The sequence below is a fragment of the Roseivirga sp. YIW32 genome, from assembly GCF_057219245.1.
Window position 1 is genome coordinate 991291 of record NZ_JBXVVG010000001.1, and the last position, 23763, is coordinate 1015053.

General features: G+C 45.3%; 19 protein-coding genes. 6 read left to right on the top strand and 13 right to left on the bottom strand.

The window, feature by feature from the left end; translation table 11 throughout:
• The 4 genes from AC2D6U_RS04820 (at position 1) to AC2D6U_RS04835 (ending at position 6868) form a co-directional block, all read left to right on the top strand.
• Positions 1-1371: a sensor histidine kinase gene (locus tag AC2D6U_RS04820; RefSeq protein WP_484719815.1), complete on the top strand. Its 1371-nt coding sequence runs from the start codon at positions 1-3 to the stop codon at positions 1369-1371.
• 179 nt (positions 1372-1550) lie between these two features.
• Entirely contained in the window at positions 1551-1967 is a 417-nt protein-coding gene (locus tag AC2D6U_RS04825; RefSeq protein ID WP_484719816.1) for a hypothetical protein, read from the top strand.
• A 56-nt stretch (positions 1968-2023) separates the two neighbouring features.
• On the top strand, positions 2024-3697 hold the full coding sequence (locus AC2D6U_RS04830) for a DUF5107 domain-containing protein (protein WP_484719817.1): 1674 nt from the start codon (positions 2024-2026) through the stop codon (positions 3695-3697).
• Positions 3698-3811: 114 nt separating this feature from the next.
• Positions 3812-6868, top strand: a complete 3057-nt coding sequence (locus AC2D6U_RS04835) for a VPS10 domain-containing protein (RefSeq protein WP_484719818.1) — start codon at positions 3812-3814, stop codon at positions 6866-6868.
• Positions 6869-6930: 62 nt separating this feature from the next.
• On the opposite strand, the gene AC2D6U_RS04840 is transcribed toward AC2D6U_RS04835, so the two are convergent.
• From AC2D6U_RS04840 to AC2D6U_RS04900, 13 genes are all read right to left on the bottom strand, one after another.
• On the bottom strand, positions 6931-8268 hold the full coding sequence (locus AC2D6U_RS04840; RefSeq protein WP_484719819.1) for a hypothetical protein: 1338 nt from the start codon (positions 8266-8268) through the stop codon (positions 6931-6933).
• Positions 8265-8636, bottom strand: a complete 372-nt coding sequence (locus AC2D6U_RS04845) for a hypothetical protein (RefSeq protein WP_484719820.1) — start codon at positions 8634-8636, stop codon at positions 8265-8267. Before AC2D6U_RS04845 ends, AC2D6U_RS04840 begins: the two co-directional genes overlap by 4 nt.
• Positions 8637-8647: 11 nt before the next feature.
• Entirely contained in the window at positions 8648-9322 is a 675-nt protein-coding gene (locus AC2D6U_RS04850; RefSeq protein ID WP_484719821.1) for a hypothetical protein, read from the bottom strand.
• Positions 9323-9410: 88 nt separating this feature from the next.
• Entirely contained in the window at positions 9411-12497 is a 3087-nt protein-coding gene (locus tag AC2D6U_RS04855) for a WD40/YVTN/BNR-like repeat-containing protein (protein WP_484719822.1), read from the bottom strand.
• On the bottom strand, positions 12494-13951 hold the full coding sequence (locus AC2D6U_RS04860; protein WP_484719823.1) for an aldo/keto reductase: 1458 nt from the start codon (positions 13949-13951) through the stop codon (positions 12494-12496). Before AC2D6U_RS04860 ends, AC2D6U_RS04855 begins: the two co-directional genes overlap by 4 nt.
• Positions 13948-15423, bottom strand: a complete 1476-nt coding sequence (locus AC2D6U_RS04865; protein WP_484719824.1) for an APC family permease — start codon at positions 15421-15423, stop codon at positions 13948-13950. Before AC2D6U_RS04865 ends, AC2D6U_RS04860 begins: the two co-directional genes overlap by 4 nt.
• Before the next feature lie 122 nt (positions 15424-15545).
• On the bottom strand, positions 15546-15707 hold the full coding sequence (locus tag AC2D6U_RS04870; RefSeq protein ID WP_484719825.1) for a hypothetical protein: 162 nt from the start codon (positions 15705-15707) through the stop codon (positions 15546-15548).
• A gap of 153 nt (positions 15708-15860) precedes the next feature.
• Complete coding sequence (locus AC2D6U_RS04875; protein WP_484719826.1) at positions 15861-16655, bottom strand: DUF1295 domain-containing protein; 795 nt, start codon at positions 16653-16655, stop codon at positions 15861-15863.
• Entirely contained in the window at positions 16643-17059 is a 417-nt protein-coding gene (locus AC2D6U_RS04880; RefSeq protein ID WP_484719827.1) for a DUF2177 family protein, read from the bottom strand. The genes AC2D6U_RS04875 and AC2D6U_RS04880 overlap by 13 nt, the downstream gene beginning before the upstream one ends.
• A gap of 51 nt (positions 17060-17110) precedes the next feature.
• A complete protein-coding gene (locus AC2D6U_RS04885) occupies positions 17111-17596 on the bottom strand; it encodes a hypothetical protein (RefSeq protein WP_484719828.1) in 486 nt (161 codons plus the stop codon).
• 342 nt (positions 17597-17938) lie between these two features.
• Positions 17939-18391 (bottom strand): cold-shock protein, encoded by a 453-nt coding sequence (locus AC2D6U_RS04890; RefSeq protein ID WP_484719829.1) that lies wholly within the window; start codon positions 18389-18391, stop codon positions 17939-17941.
• Between the two features lie 173 nt (positions 18392-18564).
• A complete protein-coding gene (locus AC2D6U_RS04895) occupies positions 18565-18756 on the bottom strand; it encodes a cold-shock protein (protein ID WP_484719830.1) in 192 nt (63 codons plus the stop codon).
• Positions 18757-18795: 39 nt separating this feature from the next.
• Positions 18796-20355 carry a DEAD/DEAH box helicase gene (locus AC2D6U_RS04900; protein ID WP_484719831.1) on the bottom strand — a complete coding sequence of 520 codons (1560 nt, stop codon included), beginning with the start codon at positions 20353-20355 and terminating at the stop codon, positions 18796-18798.
• 838 nt (positions 20356-21193) lie between these two features.
• Between AC2D6U_RS04900 and AC2D6U_RS04905 the strand changes: the two genes are divergently transcribed.
• A complete protein-coding gene (locus AC2D6U_RS04905) occupies positions 21194-22642 on the top strand; it encodes an NADP-dependent isocitrate dehydrogenase (RefSeq protein ID WP_484719832.1) in 1449 nt (482 codons plus the stop codon).
• A 16-nt stretch (positions 22643-22658) separates the two neighbouring features.
• Entirely contained in the window at positions 22659-23525 is an 867-nt protein-coding gene (locus AC2D6U_RS04910; protein WP_484719833.1) for a DUF6671 family protein, read from the top strand.
• The last annotated feature ends 238 nt before the right edge of the window (positions 23526-23763 follow it).

Sequence of the window (23763 nt, forward strand, 5' to 3'; positions counted from 1 at the left end):
ATGCGCTTTAATCAACGGTTTATCGCGCTTTTGATAAGAGTGCTGCTCATGGTTGGGTTTTCCTTCGGGATAGTCTATACCTCTTTAGCAACTGATCTGCGCATCACACCTTATATGTTTGGTGGACTATTGCTTCTTCTATGTATCGAATTGATTTGGTGGCTAAGGCAACAAGAACGGACTTGGGCACAGTTTCTTCATTCGATCCGTTTTATGGATTTCAGCCGCACCTACCAGCACAAAACGAATGCGAAAGAACTGGAAGTGGCCTATTCATTAATTACGGACCAATTCCTCGCCTTGCAAACGAATCAAGAGGCCGAATTCAACTTATTACAAACACTGCTTAGGCACATTCCGATTGCCGTCATTTGCTATCAAGAGAAAGGTGATGTGGTCTTTACCAATAAAGCCTTCCACGAACTACTCAAAGTGCACGAGATCACACAGTTTGCTCATCTGGAGAATTCCTTACCGGAGGTGCATAAAGCCATAAACAGCGCTAGCGATATCGGCGAGGTGGTTCAGCTAGATAATGGAAAACAGCTGATGATTCGTACAGAATCTTTCAAATTGAAAGGAAATCCCTATCGATTGGCTTCCTTAACCGATGTGGGCAACACATTAGAAGGCCAAGCCTTGGCCAGTTATCAGCAATTGTTGCGGGTGATGACGCACGAGATCATGAATTCAACAACGCCTATCCTATCCTTGATCCGGGTGGTCAATAAAAAAATGATCCATGGGGAGGAGATTATCCCCTTATCGCCCCAAGACCAGAAGAATACCGTCAAAAGTCTACAGGCCATTGAAGAACGAACACAAGGAATTGTTCAATTTGTGGATGCTTATAAAAAGATCAACCAAACGTTTTTCCCACAATTGGAGTCAGTCGATAGCACCGAATGGCTGTTGTCTGTTCGTGCCCTTATAAAAGATAGAAAGCACATTTCGCTGGATATTCACGATGATTTTGGTGGTCAGCTGGTCATCGACCGTGCCTTAATGACACAGGTCTTGCTCAATCTGATCCAAAATGCCATGGACGCTGTGATCGCAGTGGAAACACCTGTTGTTGATATTCGCCTTTTCTCCGAGGAACGTTCTATTCAGCTCATTGTGGAAGACAATGGTCCTTGTGTTGCTCCTCATTTGATCGATGAGGTATTCGTTCCGTTCTACACAACAAAGGCCACCGGTTCTGGCATTGGTCTGGCCATTTCTCGAAAAATTGTTTTTGCTCATCAGGGATCGCTTCGTTACCAACGCGTTGAGCAAAAGACCCATTTCATCATTTCCTTACCCTGGAAAAGACTCCCAAGCCTTAAAGACCGTAAAGTGAGCGGAAAGGTTAAAAATGAGGTCATTTGAATGGTCTTTTCCGTCAGCTTGTTAAGCTCACTAGAAGGGATTTATCCCATGAAAAATCAAGATATCTTGCGAATTCCATGCATTAGCTAAAAGTTCTTGTTAGCTTGCATGTTACCTGTGGGTTTTGAAAGAAGTTCATAGTAAAACCCAAATTTCATCGCGGTCATTCCAAAAAATGTATGGAACTGACCTTTAAAAAAGACAAGAACAAGTACATGGAGGCATTAGGAATAAAAGAATTTTATCCAATTTGGAAGAAGTATCGTCCCGTAATTTTAAAAATGATGGTGGACGCAATTGACGGAACTCCTCAATCCTACAAATTATCCAAGCATGAATTTTCGGATGCCAACACGAGAAAAAGTTCAACTTACACCTTTAAGGTGATCACCGAGAATACAAGAAATCTCAAGCCAACCAAGGCGAGCATTGTCGGATCGGACTTCATTGCCATGCTGCAACAGTCGGGTACTGCTGTAGAGTTAATGCAAGTGCATCAGTTCACCTTTGGAATGGACAATCAATTCAATCTAACGGTGAGTGCAGAACCCCTTGCGAGCGAAGAAGAGGAAACACCAGCCGAAGAGACAGAATAGACGCATTGCGAAGAATTTATTCTCAACAACACATCATCCCTAGAACACAGTCTAAAATGAGGTATCGCCATTTGTTAATGGCTTTGCTTTGTTTATGCTGTCTCATTGCCTCAACAGATGCGCAGGTGGTCAAAAGAGATACGCTCATCGAATGGACTCATTTTGATTACCAAATGGATGAGGACTTTAGTCTGGAAAGCTATAGCCGCTCCGACATTGTCACCAGTACCTTTCAGGGAATTGTGCTTGAAAATGAATACGTAAAGATCTGCTTGATCCCAGAGTTTGGCGCTCGTATCATTTCGTTCATTTATAAACCAACAGGTAAGGAACAGTTGTATCAAAACCCGATCGGTGTCCCCTATCAGATCGGAAGTGGGATCTTCTACCACGATTGGCTGATGGTGTATGGTGGGATCTTCCCAACATTTCCGGAACCTGAACATGGAAAATACTGGAATACTCCTTGGAATGAATCGATCATCAGAGATAACGCCCAAGAGGTGACCGTTTCGATGTGGTTGAAAGATGAGCTCAACAATCCTCGTCATCCCGGACAATACAACAACGGAGTAACCGGCATCACTTGCTACTTTGATGTCACACTAGCGGCAGGCCAGCCTTATTTTACCGTAGACATACGCTTGGAGAATGATGCCAGTACCGCGCGCTATGAGTATTGGACCTGCTTGACCTTAGCCCCTGGGTCTGATGTCGGCAATACCTTTACCCCCAGTGCTTCTGAGATGATCGTCCCCATAGAAACGTATCAGGTCGCCTGGAATCCTAATAATTGGATGAATGACCTCGACGAGGTCGTGAGTACTGGTAATCCGCGCATACAGACCTATGATAAACTTGCCCATCTTTCGAATTGGGAAGACATGGGCATTGCCTATGCCTATCCGACCATGCAAGAGGCCTTTTACGGGGTTATCAATCATACCAACGAACAAGGTCTTTTTCGAATTTCAAGTGATCAAAGCCAAACCCCTGGCTTGAAATTTTGGACCTGGGGTGATGCGCAAGGCTTAGCGGCTGATCCCATGGACTTCAACAACGAGGCACGTCCCTACATAGAATTATGGTCGGGAGTCTCTCAAGAGTTTTTTGAAGATGCCATCTTGGCACCCAATGCTCAAAAGGAGTGGCGAGAGCAGTATGTTCCGACCGTCGGTATCCCAGTCGTCAGTTATCTGGATGAATCCGTTGCTTTTGGTTCTAGCCTAAACGAATCGGAGCTGACGCTGCATGGCTTTCAGGCGGTCGCACAATCCAATACTTATGAGTTGGTTGTTGAGGCCTTGTCCCAAGACGGCACAGTGGCTTTTCGCTCTACCGAGCAAATCACCCCTAATCCTGTCAATAGCCAAGAATTTAGCCTCGACTTAAGCACGATTGATCTCTCGGCTGGCAATTATAACATTCATGCCTCAATCCATGCAAACGGTGCATCTTTGGCGACAGATCGCTACACCTATGCCGCTGAGGGCACAGATCCTTCTTTTGATCCGACGATCAGCTTGGTCAATGGACACTTGGAAATCACTTTCCAGAACGAGGCGGTACGCTCGGTGTATTTATATGATCTTATGGGAAATGAATTGGCGACCACCACTTCTGAAGCTCAGCAAGTGCGCATGCCATATCCAGGCCATGGTGTGTTTGTGATCAATGTGTTAGCTGACGGTGTGCGATGGTCCAAGAAGATTCAAATCTTGACCAATTAGCATCTTCCAAGCGGAGATCGATCGAATAATTTCTTTATTCAGGACCATTTGCATAAAGCTGTGCTAAAAGAGGGATTTATTTCATAATTTGAATGACAACCAAATTCAATATCAATGAAGCAATTGACCTTTCTTTTTTCATTTCTATTGGTCTTTCCTGGACTTTTTAACCTTCAAGCACAGGAACAACTACCAGTAGACCCAACGTTTTACCAAGGCTATGAATGGCGTAATATCGGACCAGAGCGAGGCGGCCGATCCTTGAGTGCCATGGGAAGCCCTGGACGACCCAATGAGTATTATTTTGGTGCTACTGGAGGTGGCCTGTGGAAGACTACTGATGGCGGAAATAACTGGTATCCCGTTACGGATGGCCAAATTACCTCTTCAAGCATAGGAGCTGTTGCCGTCTCGGAAACCAATCCTGATGTGGTCTACATTGGCGGAGGTGAAACACAGCTTCGAGGTAGCATTACACAAGGTGATGGTGTTTACAAGACCACCGACGGTGGAAAAACATGGCGTGATCTGGGCCTTAAAGAAACACAAGCCATTGCACGCATTCGCGTCCACCCTACTGATCCGAACATTGTCTATGTGGCGGCACTAGGTCATGTGTACGGAGACAATGAGCAACGTGGTGTTTTTCGTTCTAAGGATGGTGGTAATACCTGGAAAAAAGTACTTTATGTAAGCGATAAAGCAGGTGCTGCTGATTTGATCATTGACCGTAAAAACCCGAACGTCATCTACGCTACTACGTGGCAGGTTTATCGAAAAGCATGGAAAATGTGGGGCGGTGGCCCTGATTGTGGTCTCTGGAAGTCAATGGACGGTGGGGATACCTGGGTTGAACTGACCGAAAATCCGGGTATGCCGGAAGGACCTATTGGAAAAATTGGTGTGACGGTCTCCCCTGTTGACCCGAACCGTGTTTGGGCTGTAGTTGAGGCCAATGAAGGCGGTGTTTTTCGCTCAGACGATGCGGGATGGACCTGGAAACGTGTTAACGCAGAGCGTAAGTTGCGTCAGCGTGCCTTTTACTATTCGCGTCTTGTGGCCGATCCTTTCGATAAAGACGTTGTTTACGGGCTGAACGTGGGCTTATGGAAATCGACAGATGGCGGCGAGACCTTTGATATTCGCATACGTCCTCCCCATGGTGATCACCACGACCTCTGGATCGATCCAAATGATCCTAATCGGATGATCTCGGCAAACGACGGTGGTGGTACGGTGAGTATCAACGGAGGAGAAACCTGGACAGAACAAGACTACACAACCACGCAGTTCTATCATGTAATGACCACTTCAGATGTTCCTTACCATGTAGCTGGTGCTCAACAAGATAACAGTACACTTGCAATGCCTAGTGATGGATGGGGTCATAAGCTGGGACGCGGTCCAAGCCATGGTTACCATTATGCTGTTGGCGGTGGAGAAAGTGGTTGGATCACACAAAGCCCAACAGATCCTGATGTTTTCTACGCGGGTAGTCAAGGGGCCTTATTGACCCGTTACAATAGAGCAACCGGTCAATACCGAGACATTCAAGTATATCCCCGTTTCTTCTCTGGTGAGCCGTCAAGTGCGCTACCCGAACGTTGGCAATGGACCTTCCCGATCATGTTCTCTCCTTTGGACCCAAGCATCATGTACACAACTTCTCAGCATGTCTGGAAAACGACCAATGACGGCCAAACGTGGGAAAAGATCAGTCCTGACCTAACCTATGCAGATCCGGAAACCTTAGGCCCTACTGGCGGTATCATCACCAAGGACATGAATGGTCCTGAGATCTATGCCACGGTATTTGCCTTGGCTCCTTCCAATCATGACGTCAACACGATCTGGGCTGGTTCTGATGATGGAAAAGTACACATCACTCGAAATGGCGGTAAAAAATGGGTAGACATTACGCCGAAAGACTTGCCTAAATTCTCACGCATCAGCATCATCGACGAAAGTAAATTCAATCCGGGTACCTTGTATCTTGCGGCCAACCGCTACCAGGTAGATGACCGTGAACCCTACGTCTTCAAGACCAATGATTATGGGAAAACCTGGACGAAAATTGTGAATGGCATAGCGGCTGGACATTTTGCCAGGGCGATTCGAGAAGACCTGCAGAAACCGGGACTGTTGTATCTCGCTACAGAACATGGGGTATACATTTCGTTTAACGACGGTGCCCAATGGCAGAGCTTACAGCTTAATTTACCAGACACCCCTATTCGCGACTTGGTGTTGAAGAATGACGATGTCGTTTTGGGTTCGCATGGTCGTGGTTTTTGGATCTTGGACGATATCCGTCCCTTTAGAGAAGCGGCGGAGATCAACAAGACCAATCAGGTGACCTTATTCCAACCTGCCAATCCTATCCGAGGTGTCTATAATGCGGTTATTCAGTATTATTTACCCGATGAAGCAGACTCTGTCACCATTGAAATCATGGATGCCAAGGGTGGCTTGATTCAAACCTACACGGGAAAGAAAGGCCAAGGTAGAGGTGCGCCGAAAACGGCTAAAGGCTTGAATTCATTCAATTGGAATCTGCGCTACCCCGGTGCCACAACCTTTGATGGCATGATCATTTGGAGTGGAAGGCCACAAACAGGGCCTACTGCCCCTATTGGTGACTATCAGGTAAAGCTAAAGGTAAATGGACAAACGCTTGAAAATAGCTTTAGCATTGAAATGAATCCGAATTTGGAGGGTGTAACAGCTGCTGATATCCAAGAGCAGTTCGATCTAAGCATGCAGATCATGGCTAAGACCTCGGTCGCAAATGAAGCAGTGATTCAAATTCGAAAGATCAAAAAGCAAGTGGCTTCGCACAAAGGCATGGACAACGGAGCACTGCAGGCAGCCATGGCCGATATGGTCGAAAAACTAAGCGCCGTTGAGTTAAACCTCTACCAAGTGCAGAATCAAAGTCCACAAGATCCCTTGAACTTTCCGATCAAGCTGAACAACCGTTTGGCTTCATTGAGAAGATCAGTTGAAACTGGTCAGGCGAAACCAACGGATGCTGCTTATGTGGTGTTCAACGAACTATCGCAAGAGCTTGAGGGACATCTATCAGACCTAAAGCGAATCATTGACCAAGACCTTAGCCAAATCAACCAACAGCTGCAGACTGCTGGAAAATCAGGTATTAAGGTAGATTAGATCCGAACGGAACATTCAAAAAAAGCCCACCATTTTGGTGGGCTTTTTTTGTGATCATGGTATCAATTGAACCGCTTCTTGGGTCTTATCGCATGTTTTAATCCAAAATTGGCAAGTACTCGATTCGCGTTATCTTCTCCTTCAAAAAACTTTTGTCCACCGAAGGCGATTTCCAGCCATGAACCATCTGTAAGCTTGAGCTCAGTGCCGATGGTATACCTCAAATAAGTGGTGGTTCTGGTGTCCATCAAGGTGAGCATCTCTGCTTGCTGATCGGCATAAAAGAGGTCAAACGAGAGACGGTTATCACTCGTCCCGATCAACGCTCTCAGCCCGGCACTGAAACCGTTGAGGTTCAAGGTATCAGAAGAAGAGTTCATGTCGTACTTGAGTTGACCGATGAGCTGTCCTTTGTATTTGCCATCATGTCTGGACATTAAGGGAAGCGAAACACCACTAAAAACGGAAAAGCGTTCTCGCCTGAAGTCCTCGTAATTCGATGTGGAAGAATGACTGACCCAACCCGCTGAAACTTCTAAGGCAAAGGCATTCCAATGGGTTTTCTTGTAACGCTCTTTTTCTCTTTCAATGATCGCGCTGATGTAGGTTTCAAACGACTGACTGCCATTGGCACAATAGTTCAACAAGTTGTCCTTATACAAGCTCACCGCTTCAATGAGCTTCTCTTGACTGACGACGTTTTCGAGTCTAGCCTCAATGAGTTTGCTCTGAATTTCTGCAAAGAAGGTAGTGTCCGTCATCAATAGCGTGCCGTTCTTCATCCTTTTACAATTGTCTTCTATCGTTTGATAGCTGAGCGTTTCCCAGAGCAGTATGAAGACTTGTCGTTCCGTTGTACTCATGTTTTGATTGTCCCAATTGAAAAGGTTTAGGAACGCGTCCATGTATTGCTCTTCGTTTGTTACCGCATCCGTTTGAAAATAGGCCTGACCAAGCTGAGCCATCAAGTTCATAAAGGCGGGGTCTGCAATGGGTTCACTTTTGTCAAAGGGCACCCACTTCAAGCCAAGCCCGATCCTAGTTCCTAAGGAGTCCTGATTTGTCGTTGCCAAGGAAATGGCCAGGTTACGAGGTTGAAACGCTCGATTCCAATTCATTTGTCCTTTTGAAAGGGTACGCATAAAGGACCACTCCAAAGCAAGCGCAGGTTTTAAGGAGCCATCGGTATCTACAAAATTCGAAAGAGCAAGCGCAAACTCTTTCATATTGCCTGGTCGCACGATCTCATCATTTTGAATGCCCAATAGCCCAAGCGCTGTCAGGTCAGGAGTTGAATAATCCACATAGTAATCGTCGATGGTCAAGGTATCGGTAGCTTCCTGTGACAAAAGCGGCACTGTCCAAGCGCTCAAAAGAAGTAGTAGAACGAGTTTTTTCATGATGGATTCAGTAAAATTTCACTTTTCAATTCATCACCTGAAACGGCTTTTATGCGGTCTAGTACCTCTTCCCATTGGTGCAGTTGTACAGGTTGCCCGTTCACTTCTTGCCACCAGGTCATGCTTACTTTGATATCTTCCACCGGAAAATTCGATGGATTAATGAATAAAAAGCTCCATTTGTGTATTGGTCTTATGAGTGCTGAATGCGGCCCGAGCACAACTTTTTTATCATGATCGATTGCGTTGCTGTTCAAGTGTTCACTATCTGCTTTGTAGCGAAAATTCCAAGCGGGTGTTTCATTTTCAAGGACATAAGTCACATAGACCTGTCCGCCGTCTTTACGATATGTGAGTAATTGTTTCATTAGATAATTGGTTATGGTGTATTGATGAATTGCTTTGTGAGCCACATCTCTTCTATCCTTCCCTTGATCAACCAGGCACTGCCAAAAGCGAGTAAAGCCACTACCTCGGCCCAAAAAATCCCATTGGCAAAAGGTCGTTGCTCTTTATCCAGCAACAGGTAAACGAACATGAATAGCAAAGAGAGGATAACGACGATGCCACTCCACTTGAAATACGTTTTCATCCAAGGTTTCTGGGTATGGATGCAAAACTTGGTCATGGCCATGATGCCCATAAGTAAAAGAAAAGCACCAGCACATATGAGATGAATATCACCCCAAATGACGGCTGTTGGACATAGCACTACATGGCAAGCTGTCTTTGCATCTTCAGGGAGATGTATTGGGATCAATGCGGCGGCTATTGCGAATAAGCCCGCTAGGTTCGTAAGTCGGTTGTCACCGATACGTTCTCCTTGTTCAGGTTTTCGTTTATGCCCACGATAGCTAAAAAGAAATAGGCCAAAAGAGATGAGCACCCCAGTAAAAACAGTGCTCATTTTAGTGTAAAAGTAATCACTGATGGAAGGTTCTACGCGCAGGCCATTACCCATCCCAAGGATCAGAATTACCGGTAAGGCAATGCCTAGTTGGCCCAAAAGTCGACGCAAGAAGCGATAAGAAAGGTTGATGCCAGTGTGTGTCACTGAATCAATCTAATTATTATACCTTAATAATGCAACAGGTAATTGATTAAAGCTAATAACGAAAACCTTGCTATTTCTAGCCCAAGGGTTACTCCCAAAACAGCTTGATCGAATCTGTTGATGCTTTAAAAGGCTGCCAAGTCGTGCTCATGTAGTCTTCGAATGCTTTTTCGAATGCATACACTTCCTTGGCTGCTTCTTCAATTAAGGCATATTCTTGTGCCGAAGGCATTTGATGACTTGACATGAACTTTCTACCTGCATCGCCCAGCATACTCATGGCCGTTTCTTCAAAACTTTGCCAGGCTCCCACCTGTCGGGTTTCCGGTGTACCCACCGCTTGGTACCTCAGTATTTTTAGCCGTTCGATCACCTCTCTTGCCTGAGTTCGCAAGGATTCTTGTTCAGGCTTATCCAAGAATGCAATCAATTTTGTCAAGGCCTTCTCCTGCTCGTTCAATTGATTCAATTTACTCATAAGTCGCCCTCTCAAGCGATCGATATCCTTTTGTGCTTCATATAAAGCCAAATCGATGGCAGGGTCAAAATCAAAGCGTGGGTCTGGAATCACCTCGATCGCAGTTTTCACCTGCTGCTGACCATAGGACAATTCGGCGGTGTATTCGCCGGGTAAAACGGAGATGCCTCTACCCGATTCGCCCTGCTCAGTTAATCGCCAGCTGATGTAGTTCAATCCTTTGGTCGGCGGACGGTTGTCTTTATATTGATGAATAGCCTCTCCTGTTGCATTGTAAATGGTCAACGAAACGGTTTCCTTGTCCAAGGGTTCCTGAATGAAATACGGGATCTCTGCCTCTCGGAAAGGTCTGTTATCGCCCTCAAAAGTCGTATGGAAACCAGTCCATATATTGCCGGGCGCATTAATGAATAAGCCTTTTACTTGGACTACAGGGTTTACGGGAACCGCAGTGATACCCGCTTGATTCTTGCTGCGGGCGTAGGTACGCATCGCCTGTAGGTCATCAACGATCCAAATGGCACGACCAAATGTGCCTATGATCAAAGCAGACTCCCTGCGTTGAATCTTGAGGTCCATGGTGGAGACCGATGGAAATCCATTGGTTACTTGCTCCCAGTTGCTTCCTTCATCAAAACTCACCCAAAGTCCATTTTCTGTTCCTAGAAAGACCAATTGAGGCACTTCTGGATCTTGAATAAAGCTCAATGCATAACCTTTCACCGGTGCGTCTGATGAAACCATTGCTTTCCATGATCTGCCATAGTTCTCTGTTTTGAATAAATAAGGAGTGTAATCTCCACGGCGGTAGTCATTCACAACGGCCCATGCAGTACCGGCTTCGTGTTCAGAGGCCAATATGCGAGCAACCCATGCGCCTTTTGGCATGCCTTTGATCTGTTGCCCGACTTCCGTCCAGCTGGCACCGCCATCTCGGGTAATATGAATCAGGCCGTCGTCTGATCCTGTCCAAAGTACATTTTTGTCTATCGGACTTGGTGCCAAGGCGATGATGGTATTGTAGAATTCAGCTCCTGAAGCGTCAAGCGTAAGCCCACCGTAAGCTCTTTTCTGTTGCTCCGGGTTATTGGTGGTGAGGTCTGGTGAGATGATCTCCCAGGTTTTTCCTCTGTCTGCACTTTTATGCACAAACTGGCTGCTGTAGTAGACAGTAGCCGGATCATGTGGATCTTCTGCAAAGCCTGCGTTCCAATGGAACCTCAGTCGAGGGTAATCGGCAGATTTTGGTGGTTTGATGCTGCTGTAGTATCCGCCGATCTTATCGTAGCGGTAAAGGCTACCGTTCTGTGAGGTACCATATCCAAACCGTTCGTCTTCGCGATCTGGAGAGATATAAAAGCCATCGCCACCAACCAGATATTGCCAATAAAGGGTTCGAATGCCACCTCTTCGCCAGACGTACCCTGGTCCATACCAATTGCCGTTGTCCTGCATTCCACCATAAACATGATAAGGCCTTTCCTCGTCCACGTTGATCTGGTAAAACTGGGCAACAGGGATCGTTTCCGGAAAATACCAGCTTTCGCCTCGGTCTCTTGTGATGCCTATACCGCCATCTCCACCAATGATGTAAAAATCCGCATCATTAGGCGACATCCAAAAGGCATGAAAATCGGCATGAATTCCTTTGGTTTCATCGGCCGGAATTTGCGGGACAGGATCGAAGGTGCGTCCCCCATCAAAGCTGACGGTTAGGGGCTGGTAAATGTTATACAACAAGTTCGGGTCATCTGAGCTAACGGCGAGCTCCTGAAAATAAAACGGGCGATTATTGGTATAGCGTGGATCATCATTGATCAGCTCCCAGTGATAGCCTCCGTCATTGCTGCGATACAAGGCATTTTTGGTCGCTTCAACCTTCGCATAGATCCGATCAGGATTACTTGGCGCAATGGCCAGCCCGATCCTTCCTAGGGCACCTTTAGGCAGTCCTTCTGCTGACCCAAGCTGCTTCCAGGTATTACCGCCATCCAAGGTCATGTAAAGCCCAGAACCGGGTCCTCCAGAGCGAAAGCTGTACGGTGTACGCTGGTGGTCGTACAAGGCCACAATCAGCTTGTTCGGGTTAACAGGGTCCATGACCATGTCTGCTACACCAGAGGTAGTATTGGTGAATAGGAGTTTTTCCCAGGTTTTGCCACCATCAGTCGTGCGATACAGGCCTCTCTCTTGCGTTGGAGTGAAGGTGTCGCCCATGGCTCCGACATACACCACAGCCCCGTTGTTAGGATGAACAATGATGCGATGAATGGTTTTTGTGGCTTCTAGGCCCATGTGCTGCCAGGTTTTTCCCGCATCAACGCTTTTAAAGATCCCCATACCAAGATTCATGGAATTCCTTGGATTGCCTTCGCCAGTACCTACCCATACCACATTGGGTTGGTCTTGCTGAATGGCGATGGCTCCAACATTTTGAGTGGGCGCAGCATCAAAAACAGGATCCCAACGTGTTCCACCATTCTCAGATTTCCAAACACCACCACTTGCCGCTCCCACATACATGATGTCCTGGTCTTTGTCTACTACATCAATTGCTGTAATGCGACCACTCATGTTTGCCGGACCGACACTTCTTATGCGCAGGTTATTGAATTGATCCCAATGATTTGTCTGCGCCTGACTAAATGAGGTAGCCAAAAAGCAGGTGATAAATGCCGCGTATCTTAAATAACTCATGTTGTTAGAATTGCTTCTGCTTCGATTTCAACTTTGTAGCCCTTCCCCACCAATTTTGCCTCAACTAAGGTATTGGCGGGTAAAATATGGTTAAAGCGTTCCCCATGAGCACGTGCTACAGGTTCCCAATCATTCACATCGTTCACAAAAATCCTTGTCCGGTGCACATCCTCCAGTGTACCTCCTAATGCCATGATCGCTCCTTCGATCTTGTCAATCACAAAATGGGCCTGCGCTTTGGCGTCTTCACCTCCGATCATGCGATCTTCATGTGTGGCAGTGGTACCCGACACTTGAATCGTGTTTCCAATGCGTTTGGCTCTACTATAACCGGCCATGCCTTCCCAATACGTACCGCTCACAACTATCTCATGTCCATTATTCAGTGTCTTTGTTTCATAGGGAGACGGAAATCCTTTGACATGATGACTGAGGTCTCCCGATGCAGTTAAAAAAGGAGGTTTGCGATACTCATCACCGCAGTCGCCCGGAATAGGTTTCAGCCCATTCAATACTTCTTGAATGTACATAGTATCATCTTTAGTTAACTGAAAACTAAAGAGTTGACTATTGTCATTGATATGTTCACTTTGACCCAATCGGGCACCTAGGATGACACCTGCCACATGCGATTGACTCAGAATGAACTTCGTCGCAACATTCGCCATTGACACCTGATGTTTGTCAGCGATCGTTTTAATGGTATGCAACAACTGCTGAAATTCTTGCCAAGACCCCACTTGATCAATAAAGCGCTTGTATTTCATTTGTGACCATGAGTAGGACTCATCCACCGCTGGTTCTTCCCTACCCAACCATTTTTCACTTAAGAAGCCTCCTGCCAGGGTACCGAATGCCAATAATTTGACTCCGTATTCTTGACAAACAGCCGCCATTTCTCCACTTGCTCGTTGGTCGAGTAAAGAATAGCAAACCTGATTAGAGACCAGTTCAATGCCACTAGCTAAGGCAATCCGCAAATGTGCCGAATCAAAATTGGTGACACCTAAATGCTTAATAAGCCCTTCTTGCTTCAATTCTTGTAAGGTAAAAAGGGTATCAAGCCAGGCTGGATCAGGATATGACCAGGCATGATACTGCAATAGGTCGATCTGCTCGGTTTGTAAGCGATTCCTCGCTGTATTTACCGCCTCTCTGACAGTTTCCTCGCTCACTTTTCCTGGTTCAGGCACCCATTTGGTCAGCATTTGCGTCTTTTTGCCCGCAGGAAACTCTTTCTTATAGGTTCCTGCAATCACTTCTGCGGAGCCATAATGATCGGCCATATCAAAGGTGGTTAAGCCGGCGTTGACGTATTCATCCATGAATGGCGCCATTTGATGAGGGTCTAAGGTTTTGCCATCCCGTTCGAGGTCTGCTATTTGCCATAACCCTGTCAATACACGCGAGATCTTCAAATCAGGCGCTAACGCTACGTACATTTCTTCTTTCATTCCTGTGGTAATTTAGTAAACAAGGACTTCAGATCCCTTCCTGCTGCTTTCATGGCTCTGGTCTTTGCCCAATAGATGATTGAGCCTATGCCCATGACGATCAACCAAACGGGTGTGGACCGGTAGTACCATGCGTCTACAGTGGCATTCAAATCTTTCCATGTATGCACGCCTAGAAACAAGCATAACAATGCGACACCGAAAACCCCGATGAGTTGTCTTTTTTTGTTTGATCGGATCATGTTGATCTCTACTGACAGCTTGGGGTTTATTGTATTGATGGTGATCAATGTTAAGCACATCAGCAAGAAATTGACCATCATGGAAGTTACCATAATGTCGATCCCCAAAAAGAAATCTCCGGCAAAATGACTTCCTAATACCCCGATGGATGCAATTATTCCGCTGAGGTAAAGTGCTTTATGGGGCGTTCGATAAGTCTTGTGCACAACTGCAATTTGCGAGGGAAAAATGCCGTCATCGGACCAGGCAAAGACCAAACGAGAGACCGACAGCAACATGGCCGGAAGGTCATTGATCAGGGCAATAGCCGCTCCGAAGAGAATGGCAACGGACAATCCCATAGGCAAGAGTGGGCTGATCAGCCCGGGTGCCGTTATGTCTTTCAATTGGGCTTGTTCTGCTACATAAGCCCATGGTACCGCATGATAAACGGCAAGGGTAAAGAAGAAGTAAAAGCTACCAACAATGGTAATGGCCAATAGAATGGATTTGGGTAATGCTCTTGTGGGCTCCTTGGCCTCTCCACCTGCTTGTGCAATGGCATCAAAGCCGATAAAACTTGAAAATAAAATGGCTGCTGCTGAAAGAAAGATCATTGGGTCAAAGGGTGCCTTTTGATCAAAGGAAGTGGCAATATCTTGCCCTATTACTTGAGCATAGTCTTGCTGATCATATAGAAAACCCGTAATGATGACGATGATCCCCAAGGCAAACATTAAGAACATGAGGGGCACCACCGTACGTTCGTAAAACTTACCACCTCGGATATTGATGTACACAAAGAGCCAGATCAAACCTAAGGCAATACCAATACGGATGAGGTCGACTTCCATCAAGGCTGCTGCTTCTGTCCAATGCAAGCCGATAAAGACATCTCTGATAAAGGGGACGATGATGTAGGCAATCACACCGATCACAATAGAAAGGCCAAACCATTGTGAGAAACTCGCAATAAAGCCCAGATAGGGATTCAAGCCGCGACTTGCGAAAATATAGCTACCTCCTGCCCTGGGCATTGCAGATGCCAAGCTACCATAAGCAAAAGCGGCCAGTAGGGCTGGTAGCATGGCAAAGAGAAAGGCAGCAAGCACATGGTCTCCAATCCCTGGTACATTGCGGTGGATCATGAAAGGGATCACATTGATGGATGCCCCTAGCATTGAACAAATACCTGTTGCTGTAAGCGACAACAACCCTATTTTCCTCGAAAGCCTATTTACTGAGCTCAAATGATAGAGTTTTGAAACTGAGGCCTGAATATAGCTTCAAATTATGAACTCTACCTAAGTATTTTTAACAGCGGCTTATGTCGAAACAGGTCTTTAGTTGAAGTCGATTGTTAAACTCACGGTCACTCGACTTTCTTTAAATTCGGAAGCTTCAGGTCTTTGATCTCAGGTAAGATGAGTAAACCAATGATTAGCGAAACACCGCACGAGAACTCGATATTCAAGCCGACAATGAGAAGCAATAAACAGATAATAGTCGAGGTGATGATGTAGCGTAGAAACATGATCTTATTCTTTCCTATCGCTTACGCATAGGGCATGCCAAGTGCAGAAAACGCTGTAAATGGCACATGATCATATAATCCAACGAAATTACGCTCCCAAAATGGGATTTTTGTTCCAGGTTTTTTTTGTGAAGGAGAAAGAGATCGATCGGTTTAGGACTTCCGTTTGTGGTCAAACAAACGAGGGAATACCGCAGGCACCTCTTCTATGTAACGCTGACGTTCAGGTGATAACTTTTGAGCACTTTCCAGCATTGGAACCCCTGAAACACGAAGCAGTAGATAGGTTATGGTAATCGGGGAAATTATGGTCAGCCAGGGATAGCCAAAAGGAACGACCATTAGCCAAATGCCCCACCAGATGCAGATTTCACCGAAATAGTTTGGGTGTCTGGATCGAGCCCACAAGCCCGTGGTCAATAAGGTATGCTTCTTCTCGGGGTCTGTTTTGTGCTTGGCCTTTTGCCAATCGGCAACGGATTCCCAATACATGCCAACAAACCAAAAGATACTTCCAGGGATCAACCACCAGGTCCATTCGATGTTCTTAGCTAATGTAGCAATGTAGATCAAGGGAAAAGCAATGACCAGCATGAAGAGGTTCTGCAATACATAGATCTGAAGAAAAGATCGCCACCAGAGATTTTTGCCCCATTCTTTTCGCCATTTCGCGTAGCGTCGGTCTTCCGGTTTTCCAATACTGCGCAGCAATAAGTAACCACTTAGCCGAAATCCCCAACTACAGACGGCAATGAAGATCAAGGCTTGTGGCCCACCTAAACGATACTGATGTGCCAGCCAATAGATGATATTGACAAAACCCAAGCCCCATGCCACGTCAACAAAATCATTGCGAACGATCAGCAGCGACGTCAGGTACCAAAAGATGGCCCACATGACCATTGGAAAAAGCAGCTCTTGATAAGCTGTTAGAATTATGTCAACCATTTAAAAATGTAATAACCCGCAGTCGCGACAGCACCCGTCAAGACTATGCCCCAAAGGATATCGATCACAACTACTTTTACCGGCCAGTTTTTTAATGTGGCTAAGTTAGTCAAATCGTAGGTAGCGTAGGTAAAAAACCCAAAGAGTACACCATAGAGTAGCGCATGCTGCAGGCTTGATTTTTCTACTGCTGGCAGCACAGCGAAGATCAAGATACCGGCAATGAATAATAAATAAAAAATGATCGCTGCGGTCCAGTTTACTTCTGGAGCCAACAAGTGACCCAAGAGTTTATTGTACAGGTTTTTAGCGATGACGCCAAGCCAGAGTAGATCGATCGCAAAAAATACGATGGCTGTAAGCACATAGCCCATTAAAAGCTTCGATAGCGGAATTGAAAACATAACAAAAGAACCTTCAGAATTCCGAAATGTTCTAGGACACCTTATTGATCATCAATCTTTCAATAAAGTCTCCAACAGTTTATTGACCGCTTCAGCTGTAGCTGCGGCCTTTAGTTCTTCATAATTAACCCTGTCCTCTTTAGGATCTTCTTTAGCAGGAACTTCTTGATGCTGATGATTACCTCCTGCCCAATCGTTCAGAAAGCGCCAAAAATCAATCCTTTCCTGGCATGAAACCACCCAATGATTATGGACGGCAGCTTTTACCAAATGATTCTCCTGATTGACGAGCCAAATGAAGGGTATCTTACCATAAAGTGCTTCTTCCTTCATCTGGAGATAGTCGGCTATGGAAACTAGGTGGTCACTTTCATAGGCCAACGGAACCAATAACAGCTCTTGTCTTTTCGCTTCAAATAGCGCCTTGTAGTCAGCATACGTAAAGAACCAGGTTTCTTTTTTGGTCGCCTGTTCTTCAGCAATTTCTACTTCGTATGGCCCCATTTGCATTTTTACATACATAGTAGGGCACGACATCTTCTTCAGGTTTGCTTAAGCCTTCCGTTGCATTGTCCAGTTGGGTCTGCGCATCATCAAGCTTAGTGTTAATGAGTATATCCATGACAAAAAAATTGTTTGACCGTGTACCCAAGCTACGTACAGCAAAGGACGGATTACATGAGATTTGTCAGGGATTGAGTTGATTTACGGCCATGATTAGAGGTAGAGCCGGCGAGACCAATCAACCAAAATTGCTTACTATATAGTAGAATTAAATCACTGAATAACAACTATTTAATGGTTACTGCTGAATTCATTAAATAAAAAAAGCCGCTACTCGTCAAACGAATAGCGGCTTTTGAAATCAAGCAGTTGAATTTAGCGTAACACGTCCACCCTAACAGCAACGAGTCCCTTCGGTCCTTCTTCTACTTCAAATTTCACTTTGTCTCCTTCTTGCAACGTACTACTTACGTTGTTCGCATGGACAAAAAATCTTTCTTGAACACCATCTTGATTGATGAATCCGTATCCTTTTGCATCATTATAAAACGATACTCTGCCTCTGCGTTCTCCACTCAGGTCTTCTTTTTCCTGTTTAGGCACACCCACCACAATGTCTTTTGCTTTGATGGTCTTTTTCTTCGCATCCGGATCCGGTGGGGTATCTGAGATATTACCGAATTCATCAACATAAGCCATCATATTATCCAAGCTACCGTCTTTTTCGGCATCTCTTTTTTCTTCGCGCTTGGCCATCTTTTCCTTGCGCTTCTGTAGCTTCTTTTTTTCTCTTTCTTTCTTGCTAAATGTGGTTTGGGATCTTGCCATGTATTGTTTTTAGGGTGAAAGAACCTCTTGGTTCTGATCAAAAGTAATGAATAAACTAAGTTCGTTTAATGACATAACTCATGTTAGCGGTCATTGATTCAATTTGTTTTGGGTTCACTCAAATTGAAAGAAAAAGTGAAAGCCAGCATTACACCGGCTTTTGAGGGTTTCGATTATCCGATCACTTTAACGCGAACGGCATTGATACCTTTTTTGCCTCTTTCAGTTTCAAATTCTACTTTGTCGTCTTCACGAATTTCTTCTGTCAGACCTGATTGATGCACAAATACATCTTCTCCTCCGTCATCTGGCTTAATAAATCCGAATCCTTTAGAGAAATTGAAAAACTTAACTGTTCCTTCCATGGTAATAATTATTAATTGATATAAAAATTCTTTTGTTTGTTAATTGACGAAAGTGAATGCTTTCCCCGTTTTACCAGCTCTTCCTGTCCGCCCGATGCGGTGGATATAGCTATCGTATGTTAATGGCAATTCGTAATTGATGACATGACTGACGTCTTGTACATCGATGCCCCTTGCAGCCACGTCTGTCGCTACGAGTACCTTTATGTCTCCCCTTTTGAATTTTCTAAGGGCAGTCATTCTATAATTCTGCTTCTTGTCACCGTGAATCTGATCTGCTCTGATCCCAGCTTTGTTCAATTGGGTACTGACTTTGTCTGCCCAACGTTTGGTTTCTGTGAATACGAGTACCTTTCCGACTTCGTCACCTGCAATTAAATCTTGCAGCATCTCGAATTTATCTTCTCCATGTGGCACCTCAATGATGTCCTGCTCCACACGATCTGTGGTGGCAGTACCTGTACTGACATGAATGGTGATAGGGTTTTCCATCAATTCCTTGATGATGTCTTCTTGTCCTTTTTCAACTGTTGCAGAGAACAACATAGTTTGTGTTCTTGCTGCCATGTCACTCACGATCTCACGAATGTCGTGCTTAAAGCCCATGTCGAGCATACGATCAAACTCGTCCAAGATCAACACAGGTGTTCTGTTGAAACGCAAGGCCCTACGATCGATCATGTCTTTCAAACGACCTGGTGTTCCAATAATGATATGGTTCTTTCTTCTCGCTTTGTTAAAGTCTGCACCAACACTGGTACCCCCGATGAAACAAGAGCTAAAGAGCTTCGTTCCTTTGGTCAAACTTCTAAATTCTTGCTCAACTTGCTGTGCCAGCTCTCTTGTTGGTACAACTACTAAAGCCGCCATTTCGATCGGGTCGATCATCAATTTTTCAACGATCGGAATCAAAAAGGCTGCTGTTTTTCCAGTCCCTGTATTGGCTACGCCGATCAGGTCGTTTCCTTCCAACAAAGCTTCTAAGGTCTCGTTTTGGATCTGACTAGGACTTTCGTATCCTTTTTCTTTCAGGTTTTGAAGCAACAAGGGTTGCAAAGGCATTTCAGCAAAGCTTCTGTTGGCGACGTACTTGGTCTCCTCTTGATTGCTTGCTTTTTTGATCAACAACGAGAAGTCATTGAGTTGAGAAACGCGTTTCCCTTTTCCTCTTCCGCCTCCATTACGAGGTCTAGATGAACCTCCGTTTCTTGGTCTTGAAGATTTAAAGTTTGGACGATCATCGTTCGATCTTCTGTTTTGAGAAGATTCCGGTCTGCTCTCTGAACGAGAAGCACCTTCTTCCGAACGTCTAGACTTGGTTTCAAATTGATCAGGTCGCGGACCTCTATGAAATGCCTTCTTAGGCTTTCTGCGTGTATCTTCAGCGCTAGCGCCTCTTCTGCTTGCCTGTGGGCCTTTTGTTGGTGACTTTTTCAGTTTCTTTCCAACAGTTTCTTGAAACACCTGATCGATATCGACAGACTTTTCAATTCTTCTGGCTCTTCTACCGGCTCTATTGCTGGAGCTTCCACTTCTTTTTCCCGGCTTTGCGCCGAATATCCCGGTATTTCCAGGACGTTTCTTTACATTTCTTGACATAAAAGTTTTTTGGCTCAGCTCGACTTATTGCTCAGCTGAGAGTTCATTCATAATTGCGCTATGACTCTAATGGGCGACTGAACGAATCAACGATCATTTCTTATTGATCTTTCGCCTATTAAGCAAGCTATGTGAGATGATTGATTCCCTGGGTCTGATTTGTTAAGCCTCGATTTTTCGCTTATGGACAGACGTATTGAAGAAGGGCTTATAAAAAGCCTGTATTCAAATCAGAAAATAGGGGTATGAATTGTATCGAACTGGTAGGTTAAATAGAAAGCTACTCCTGCTATCTCGCTGCAAAGGTGAAATTAATAATTGGTGTTTCCTATTCTTGCTCAACTATTTATTATGCAATCGATGGAAGGAATTGTATTTTTGAGGATGTAATGAGTAGTGAGTATTGAGTATTGGGTATTGAGTAGTGAGAGGTACTGAGTACTCGGTACAAAGTACATGGTACATGGCCAAGATACTCAACATTCAACATTCAAAACTTAACACTCACACTAAGCATTCAACACTAGGCAGTTGAAAGTCAGAGGTCAGAAGTCAGAAGCTGGAAGAACACCACATCATTCCCTACTTTAATCAAACTGACAATAACCTTCGCATTGTATGATATAGGATATTGAGTAAATAGTACGTGGTACGTGGTACATAGCGAAGACATTCAACACTAAACACTCATCATTCAACATTAAACACTAAACACTAAGCATTCAACATTCAACATTCAAAACTAAACACTCCCCCAACTCCAAACTATTCCGTCTAAAAATTTCAGCATTGCGGTTTCTGCCCTATCTTCGGGTGCAATCAAGAAAAACGATCAATTATGAGAAAAATAACAGTAGCCAAAGGCGATGGTATCGGTCCTGAGATCATGGACGCTACCTTAAACATTATCAAAGCCGCCGGCGCAGCAATTGACATTGATTATATCGACATTGGGGAGAACGTCTACCTTTCTGGTCATAGCTCAGGTATCGCACCTGAATCTTGGGCTTCATTGCGCAAGACCAAGGTGTTCCTCAAAGCCCCTATCACTACCCCTCAGGGTGGCGGATTCAAAAGTTTAAATGTCACCACAAGAAAGACCTTAGGGCTTTATGCCAACGTGAGACCATGCATCTCTTATCATCCCTATGTATCCACCAAACATCCGATCATGGACGTAGTGATCATCCGGGAGAACGAAGAAGACCTGTATGCAGGTATTGAGCATCAGCAGACCGACGAAGTCACCCAATGCTTGAAACTCATCACAAAGCCGGGTACAGAGAAGATCATTCGATTTGCATTTGAGTACGCGAAGGCATACGGACGTAAAAAGGTGACTTGTTTCACCAAAGACAACATCATGAAATTGACGGATGGCCTTTTCCACAAAACCTTTGATGAGGTGGCCAAGGAATATCCAGAGTTGGAAAGTGAGCACTGGATCGTGGATATCGGAGCAGCAAAACTAGCCGATACTCCTGAGAATTTCGATGTGATCGTCATGCCCAATCTCTATGGAGACATCCTTTCTGATGTAGCGGCTCAGATCACGGGCTCTGTTGGCTTAGGAGGAAGCGCCAATATCGGTGCCGACTATGCCATGTTTGAAGCCATTCACGGTTCTGCACCAAGACGCGCAGGACAAGACATGGCCAACCCTTCCGGTCTGTTATTGGGCGCCATTCAGATGTTGGTGTACATAGGACAATCGGAAGTGGCTGAAAAAGTACACAATGCCTGGTTGCGTACCATGGAAGATGGTGTGCATACCTATGACCTGTTCAAAGAAGGTGTGAGCAAGCAAAAAGTAGGCACCAAAGGCTTTGCAGAAGCCGTGATCGAACGTATCGGACAAAAGCCTGAGCATTTGAAAGCAGTGAGCTACAATGCAAGTAGCAACCATCAGATCCAAGGTACCTACACTGAGCAAGCACCTGCGAAAAAGGACCTGGTCGGTGTCGACATCTTCTTGCATTGGAATGGTGATAACCGAGATGCCAATGTGTTAGGTGGCATCTTGAGCCAATTCAAATCAGGCCCATTTGAGATCAAGTTGATCACGAACCGTGGTGTGAAGGTATATCCTGACGGTTTACCAGAAACTTTCTGTACCGACCACTGGCGTTGTCGATTTACAACGGATAAAATGGATCAGCCCGGTAGTTACGAGGACGTATTGAAGATCAGTCAAATGATCACAGAAGCCGGCTTGGATATCATCAAGACGGAGAACTTGTGCCGATTTGATGGCGAGATCGCCTTCTCATTGGGTCAAGGACAATAAAACCAATTTCCATTCTATGGCCAAAATGCCAAGTATAGGAATGGACATGTTCAGGGGTAGAACACTCATCATTGCCACTCAACACGGCAAAGAACAAGTGATCGCCCCTGAACTTGAAAAACAATTGGGTGTCAGATGTGAGGTCATCACTGGCCTGGACACCAATCAATTCGGCACCTTCTCAGGCGAGGTCAAACGTGAAGGCACGGCCCTCGAAGCAGCACAGAAAAAAGCACAGGCTGCACTTGCCCTATCAACAGCTCCGCTAGTTGTGGCTAGTGAAGGATCCTTTGGACCACATCCCTACTATTCCTTCATCCCCGGAAATGAAGAACTGCTGTTGTTCATAGATAGGGACAACCACTTGGAAATTGCCGCACGTCACCTCACCACTGACACAAACTATGCTCAACGTCATATCGAAAGCATCGAAGAATGGGAAGATTTTTGTGAACAAGTCGGGTTCCCATCCCATGGCATCATTCTAAAGGCAACACATCCGGAAAAACCCACACAGTTTTTCAAGGACTTGCTCCACTTGAACGAATTGATTTCAATAAGTCGGAAATTAATGGCTGACGGTTACCTCATTCATGCTGAGACCGATATGCGTGCCATGCGGAACCCCACCCGAATGAAGGCCATTGGAGCAGCTACTCAACGTTTAGTTGAACTTCTGAAGTCTGCATGTCCTTCTTGCCAAGCTCCCGGTTATGCTAAAACCGCAGCCATTGAAGGACTCCCCTGCACGCTTTGCGGAAGTCCTACGCGCTCTGCAAAGGCCTACACCTACACCTGCTCTTCTTGCCAGTATAGCGAAGAAGTCGCCCGAACAGATAAAAAGGGGGAAGACCCAATGTATTGTGATGTTTGCAATCCCTAGGGGCTTATGGGTATTTAGCCAAAAGTTATAAGTCTCTCGGAAGATGACGAGTAAATGATGAATGCTGACTTCATATCTGAATTTTTAATTGATCAGTCCTAATTGAGCCAGCACCCACACTCCCTGAAGGGATGCCCAAGTTGCAAGATTGACCACTGAAGTTAGAGTTCTGCCTTATTGTTAATTGGTCATTCCTAATTCCTAATTGACCTCAGCTAAACCAAATACAAGTTCAGTC